The 6,348-nt window shown below is 62.7% G+C and carries 6 protein-coding genes; 4 read left to right on the top strand and 2 right to left on the bottom strand.

Going from position 1 to position 6,348, the window contains the following annotated elements:
* Nucleotides 1–45: 45 nt before the first annotated feature.
* The 3 genes from AB4Z11_RS19535 to AB4Z11_RS19525 are packed head-to-tail and all read left to right on the top strand — an operon-like array spanning nt 46 to nt 3,022.
* Nucleotides 46–1,062, top strand: a complete 1,017-nt coding sequence (locus AB4Z11_RS19535; protein WP_442027037.1) for a GlxA family transcriptional regulator — start codon at nt 46–48, stop codon at nt 1,060–1,062.
* A 48-nt stretch (nt 1,063–1,110) separates the two neighbouring features.
* Nucleotides 1,111–2,670 carry a S10 family peptidase gene (locus AB4Z11_RS19530; RefSeq protein ID WP_442027039.1) on the top strand — a complete coding sequence of 520 codons (1,560 nt, stop codon included), beginning with the start codon at nt 1,111–1,113 and terminating at the stop codon, nt 2,668–2,670.
* Between the two features lie 10 nt (nt 2,671–2,680).
* Nucleotides 2,681–3,022, top strand: coding sequence for an EF-hand domain-containing protein (locus tag AB4Z11_RS19525; protein ID WP_442027035.1), 342 nt, complete (start codon nt 2,681–2,683; stop codon nt 3,020–3,022).
* Here the strand turns inward: AB4Z11_RS19525 and AB4Z11_RS19520 are convergent.
* Together AB4Z11_RS19520 and AB4Z11_RS19515 are read right to left on the bottom strand one after the other, a co-directional pair.
* A complete protein-coding gene (locus tag AB4Z11_RS19520; protein WP_442027033.1) occupies nt 3,019–4,251 on the bottom strand; it encodes a L,D-transpeptidase family protein in 1,233 nt (410 codons plus the stop codon). The two genes, AB4Z11_RS19525 and AB4Z11_RS19520, sit on opposite strands and share 4 nt — an antisense overlap.
* Nucleotides 4,251–5,729 (bottom strand): tetratricopeptide repeat protein, encoded by a 1,479-nt coding sequence (locus tag AB4Z11_RS19515; protein ID WP_442027031.1) that lies wholly within the window; start codon nt 5,727–5,729, stop codon nt 4,251–4,253. The genes AB4Z11_RS19520 and AB4Z11_RS19515 overlap by 1 nt, the downstream gene beginning before the upstream one ends.
* A gap of 216 nt (nt 5,730–5,945) precedes the next feature.
* Between AB4Z11_RS19515 and AB4Z11_RS19510 the strand changes: the two genes are divergently transcribed.
* Nucleotides 5,946–6,348: TonB-dependent receptor plug domain-containing protein (locus tag AB4Z11_RS19510; protein ID WP_442027029.1), on the top strand; the 403-nt coding region annotated here is incomplete at its 3' end.

Here is a 6,348-nt window from a genome sequence, read left to right as displayed (position 1 = left end):
GTCATATTTGACAGCTTCATCTTAGGCGCGCGAGAATCCCCTGACATGACGAATACCCCTGAATTCCTGCCATCCTCCCGCCTCGTACTTTTTGTCGCGTACGAGGAGGTCGGCCTGTTCGATCTGACGGGGCCACAGACCGTGTTCTGGGCCGCGGACAAGCGCATGCGCGCACGCGGACTGCCAGGCTATGTGCTGCACACGGTCAGCCTTGAAGGCGGCGTGATGCGCTCGGCGGAGGGCATGGCCATCGTGTCCGATCCGCTCAGCGCCTTTGATCCTGCGATGGTCGACACCATTGTGATTCCCGGCTCACCCCATATGCCGCGCATCCAGTCGCTGAATAAGCCGCTGTCGGAGTGGCTGAGCGGCGCGTCGTCGCAGGTGCGCCGTACGGCCTCGGTGTGCAGCGGTACTTTCCTGCTGGCGCAGGCGGGTCTGCTCAACGGCAAGCGCGCCGCCACCCATTGGGCCATGTGCGATTTATTGCGGGAGCGCTTCCCATCGGTGGAGGTGGACAACGATGCGATCTACATACGCCAGCAATCCGTCTGGACTTCGGCCGGTGTGAGTGCCGGCGTCGATCTCGCGCTGGCGCTGGTGGAAGACGATTGCGGACACGCGGTGGCCATGCAGGTGGCGCGCGAGCTGGTGGTGTTCCTGAAGCGCCCCGGCGGCCAGGCACAGTTCAGCGAGCTGCTGCAAACCCAGTCGGAGGAGGGCGACATCTTCGAACGCTTGCACCTGTGGATCATGGATAACCTTGCGCTGGAGCCGCTGTCGGTGGACGTGATGGCGGAGCAGGTGAATATGAGCCCGCGTAACTTCGCCCGCGTCTACAAGCAGAAGACTGGGCGCACGCCTGCCAAGGGCGTGGAAGTGCTGCGGCTGGAGGCCGCGCGCCGCATGCTGGAAGCTTCGCCGCGCAAAGTGGACCAGATCGCGCGCCTGTGCGGTTTCGGCAATGAGGAGCGCCTGCGCTCCGCCTTCCAGCGCACCCTTGGGGTGGCGCCGCGCGACTACCGCAAGCGTTTTGCCATGAGGTCTGACACAGCCGTATAATTCCCTTCAGTGCTGCACCCCTTTGGAGGATGCATGGAACTGGATTGCCTGCCGCGCCGCGCCGCCTGGGCGCCGCTTGCCGCCACGCTGGCGGCTTTGCTTGTGGCTTGCGGTGGTGGAGGTGGCGGCTCGCCCGCGCCGGCGCCGCCAACGACACCTTCCACACCGCCCGTTGCCGACGGCACGCTGGCCGACAGTGTGGTCTATTCCAGCGCGGCGACCGGCTCTCTGGCATCTGCGCAGGAGCGCGCGGCGACGCTGAAGGCGCAGCTCACCCTGAACGGCGTTGGCATCAACTATACGGCCACCACCGGCCATCTGACCACGGTCGATGCACGCACCGGCCAACCGGCCGCGTCCTTCTTCTACATTGCCTACACGGCGGATAATCAGTCGGCGGCCACGCGTCCGGTCACCTTCATGTACAACGGCGGCCCCGGTTCATCGACCCTGTGGCTGCACCTCGGTTCCTTCGGCCCGCGCCGCATCGTGACCAACCAGCCGACGCTGTTCGTGCCGAATCCCGTGCAGCTGGTGGACAACGCCGAAAGCCTGCTCGATACCACCGATCTGGTGTTCGTCGACGCTATCGGCACCGGCTTCTCGCAAGCCATTGCACCCAACAAGAACCAGGATTTCTGGAGCGTGGATGCCGACGCGGCCAGCTTCCGCGATTTCGTGCTGCGCTATGTCGCCGCCAATAATCGCCAGACTTCGCCCAAGTTCCTGTTCGGCGAATCGTATGGCGCGCCGCGCACGGCGGTGCTGGCCAACCTGCTGGAAAGCGCAGGCACTAAGCTGAACGGGATCGTGCTGCTGTCGTCCATCCTGGATTACAACGCCAACTGCGGCGTGTTCGATCCGAACCAGGTCAGCTGCGAGGGCTATGTGCCGACGTATGCGGCCATTGGCGCTTACCACCACACCGCCAATCCGCTGCCCGCGGATTTGAACAGCTACCTGCAACAGGCGCGTGATTTCGCGTCCGGCGCTTACCGCACCGCGATGACGCCATGGATTGCAAGCCGCACGCAGCCGCCGGCCGCCGTCACGTCCCAGCTGAACGCGTTCACGGGCATTTCAGCGCTGGTGTGGCAGCAGAATTTCGATATGCAGCCGAATACCTTCCAGACCGTGGTGCCGGGGCAGCTGACAGGACGTTACGATGCGCGCGTGCTGGCGCCGGCAGGCAGCGCGCTGGCAGCAGGCGGCGATCCGTCACTGGCGGTGGTGAACGATGCCTTCGTCAACACGACCATCAGCTGTATCGCCGGCACGCTGCATTACACGGCCGGTTCGGGTTATGTGACCTTTAACGACATCGTCAACCGCTGGAACTTCAGCCACGAAGGCAAGAACGTGCCGGATACGGTGCCCGATCTGGCGGCGGCGATGACCCTGAATCCGTCGCTGAAGGTGATGTCGCTCAACGGCTACTACGACCTCGCCACGCCGTTCTATCAAACCGAGCGCGATCTGGCACGGCTGGGCACCAATTCGAATATTACGGTACGCTTTTACCAGAGCGGCCACATGGCCTATCTGGACGATACGGCGCGGCGCGCCATCAAATCGGATTTGGCAGCGTTCTACGCGTCCGCACATTGAAGGAGAAGGAATGAAACGATTGCTGATATTGGCTGCGCTGGCCATATCCACTGTCTGCGCTGCGCAGCAGGAGCCTTATGTGCCGAAGGACCAGCGCATTCCTTCGCGCGAACCGGCTGCTTCTGGCGATGAGTTGCGCGCGCAAGTCCAGCAGAAGCTGCGCAAGCGCTTCGATGAAGCGGATGCGGACCATAGTGGCACGCTGACGAAACAGGAAGCGGAAAAGGCGGGCCTCGGTTATGTGGCTTCGCACTTTGCGGAAATCGATACCGCCAATCGCGGCGAGGTGAAATTCGAGGAAGTGCAGGCCTGGCTGCGCAAGCGCGCCATGGCGGCGCACAAGAAGTCTTAGATCAGGCCTTCGAACACGATCTTCCAGTTGCCGCCTTCACGCGACCAGTATTGGCGCTTGCGGAAGGTGCTCTTGTTCTTGCCAATCAGCGTCTCCATGGTGAAGGTGGAGACGATCATGTCGTCCTGGCCGGGGTAGCGGAACAGGGTGACATCGCTCAGCTTCACGCCCAGATTCACCACATCCACCAGGGCGCGCATCTCTTTTTCGTACCAGGTGTTCAGGTCTTCGCCGTTGGCTGAACGGAACTTGCTGGAGTAGTTTTTCAGCACGCGTGTGCGGTCCATGCTGGCGATGTCGGTGCGCCAGCTATCCATCAGGCGGGTCGCGGTGTCGCGCTCGGAATCCCATTTGGCCTTGCTGACGAATTCCAGTTTTTCGGCGATGACGACCGGCGTCTTGCCGATATCGACTGTACCTTCAAGCTTTTTGAGGTCGGCGTTGGTCAGCACCACGCAGCCATCGGAGGCAAGAGGAGGGCGGCTGTAGCTGTCGGATGGCGTCCCGTGCAGGAAGATGCCGCCGCCACTGCGGCCTTGCACGCGGTCCCACTCGTTCGGGTAGTTGATGTGCAGGGCGCTGGCGCCGTAGAAGTCCGGCAGCTTGCGACCCGACACGCGGCCGTTGATGTAGTACACGCCGATCGGCGTTTTCTGGTCGCCTTCCTTCAGCTTGTGAATGCCCAGTTTGCCCTGCGTGATGTAGTAGTCCGTGATGAACTTCAGCTGGTTGTTCTGGTTCTGGTAGACGTAGAGGCGCGACTGCGTGGTGTCCACCACCAGCACGTGGCGCTGGTCGCTGCGCAGCTGCAGGACGGGGCGCGGGGCCATGTCCGCTGCGGGGCGGGCGGTGATCGATTGCAGGCGCACGCGCGCTTCGTCGCGCAGGTCTTTCAGCTTGTCCGGCGGGGCGCTGGATGCGATGCCGGCGCCCAGCGTAGTGACGGGCTGGGTATGCATCAGCAGCAGGTCGCCGCGGATCAGGTGGCCGATGCGGAAATTGGGGTAGGCGGCGACCAGTGCGTCTGCCTTGGCCTGGGCTTCATTGAGCTGGCTGGCGCGCAGGTCTTTGTAGATATCGATCAGCAGCAGTTCGGGGTCCTGCCTGGCGGGCGTGCCGCCGCCGGGATGAATGGACTTGGCGATTGCCAGCGGCGCCAGCAGAGTGCACGCGGCCACGGCCAGTGTTGCGGCCTTGGTGCGCTTGCTGTTTGCTGGTGCGTGCTTCATCAGCCCCCCGATTGTTCCTGCTTGATTACCCACTTGCTGCCTTGCTTTTCCATGACCAGTGTCTTGCGGCTGTTGGCCTTCAGACGGTCGGACACATAGATCTGGCGGAATTTTACCGTCGCCATGTTGCCGTTCACCGTGATCTGTGGCGCTTCCACCGTGACCTTGATGTGTTCCTTACCTTCGATCCGCGCGACGCGGTCGGCTTCCCAGGCCTTGCGGTTCTGGCCGCGCGGGGTCTGGAAGTTGCTGCCGTAAGAGGACAGATAGCCTCTCATGTCCTGCGCGCTCCAGGCTTTCGCCCAGCTGTCGACGGCTTTTGCAACATTGTCATGCTCGCCAGAGTCAACCTTCACCGGCTCGGCCTTCGCCAATTGTACTGCCGGGGCTGACGCTGCGGCTGCGGGCTTGGCTGGAACTGACGCAGCAGCGGCGGGCTTGGCGGGAACTGAAGCAGCGGCGGCCGCCGCGACAGCCTGCTTACCCGCGGCGGCGGCTGGCGCTGGCGTCGGTATTGGCGTTGGGACGGATGCTGCTGGCGTCCGCGATGGTGCTGGCGCTGCGGAGGCTTGCAAAATCGGCTTGCTTGCCGTGGCGGCTGGCGCCGTCGCAGGCGCGCGCGATGCCGCAGCGGTGGCTGGCGCGGGCGCTGGTGCGGCGGAGGCGAATTGCGTCGGCGCTGGCCGCGGGGCAGCGGCGATGCTCGCTGCCGGCGGCGGCGCCACGTGCRTGACGACCGGAGTGACGGCAGGCGCAGCAGCGGACGCGAGCTGCGTCGTGGCCGGACGCTGGGCGGCGGCGATGACAGGTGCGGGCGTCGCCAGCGGAGGCGCGGCGTGTGCCGCGGCGGGGCCGGCGGCCGGCGCTGGTGCGTAGGTGGCCGCAGCTGTAGGAGCCGCGGCGATTTGTGGTGCGGTGGTGGCCTGCGCGGCGCCGGCCGGCGTCAGTGCAGGACCCTTCACGCCCAGCGAGCGCACCATGGACAACTTGGACTTCGGCGCCGGCTGCTGATTGGTATCGAGAATCTGCATCGCCTTGTCATAAGACTGCGACGCCAGCTTCGCATACACATCCCCCAAATTCTCGTGCGCCGTCGCATAAGTCGGATTGGTGCGAATCGCGCGTTCCAGGGCCACACGCGCCTTGTCGTACTGTCCCTGGCCCGCATACAGCACGGCCAGGTTATTGTACGGCTCCGGCAATTCCGGATAGTCCTCCGTCAACTTCTGGAAGATGGCGATGGCCTCATTCGCCTTTCCCTGCTCGGAAAAGATCATTCCCTTGATAAATCTCAGCTGTGCATCCTTGGGGTGTTGCGCGAGGGCCACATCCACTTTCGCTAACGCGGCCGGCAACTGGCCGCTGCGGACCAATTTGTTGATATCGGCCACATCGTCCGCCCGCGCGGATGCGCAGCACAGCAGTGCCGCCAAGCCCGCAATTCGGGCTGCGCGCGAGGAGAAAATCAGAGGGTGCATCTAGTTATTTTTCCAAGAGGAAAGAAAGCCCAATTCTATCAAAACCGCTGCTATTCACTAAGCCAAAGCCTTTCTCCACATTAAGGTGCTTAAAGTTTGATACCAAAATCGATATCAAAAACGCTGAAAAATTAATTGGATTGAATGGGCTCCAGTCCCTAACATGGGTCTCAGACAACATTTGAACAAAGTTTCAATAACAACATCGGGAGACCTATGATGCATTCTGCAACGGGCCAAATCACGCCCAATAACTATACTTTTGCTTTGAAAGTCACTGTGGCCAGTCTGCTGGCTGCAGGCATGCTGTCCAGCGCCTCGGTCTGGGCGCAAGAAGCCAATCAGGACAATGTGGTGACCGTGACGGGCGTGCGCCGTGCAGCGGAAAGCGCGCAGAAGATCAAGATGGATTCGGACAATGTGATCGACTCCATCGTCGCCGACGACATCGGCAAATTCCCTGATACGAACGTGGCCGAGACCCTGGCCCGCGTGACCGGTATCCAGGTGCGCCGCGACGCCGGCGAAGCCAATACCACCTTGATCCGCGGTCTGCCTGGCATCGCGACCTTCCTGAACGGCCGCGAGATGTTCACCACCACCGGCCGCTATATTCAGT

It is taken from the genome of Pseudoduganella sp. RAF53_2 (genome assembly GCF_052113985.1).
Lineage (GTDB): Bacteria > Pseudomonadota > Gammaproteobacteria > Burkholderiales > Burkholderiaceae_D > Rugamonas.
The sequence above is the reverse complement of the archived record's forward strand: the minus strand, read 5'-3'. Positions and strand labels throughout refer to the sequence as shown.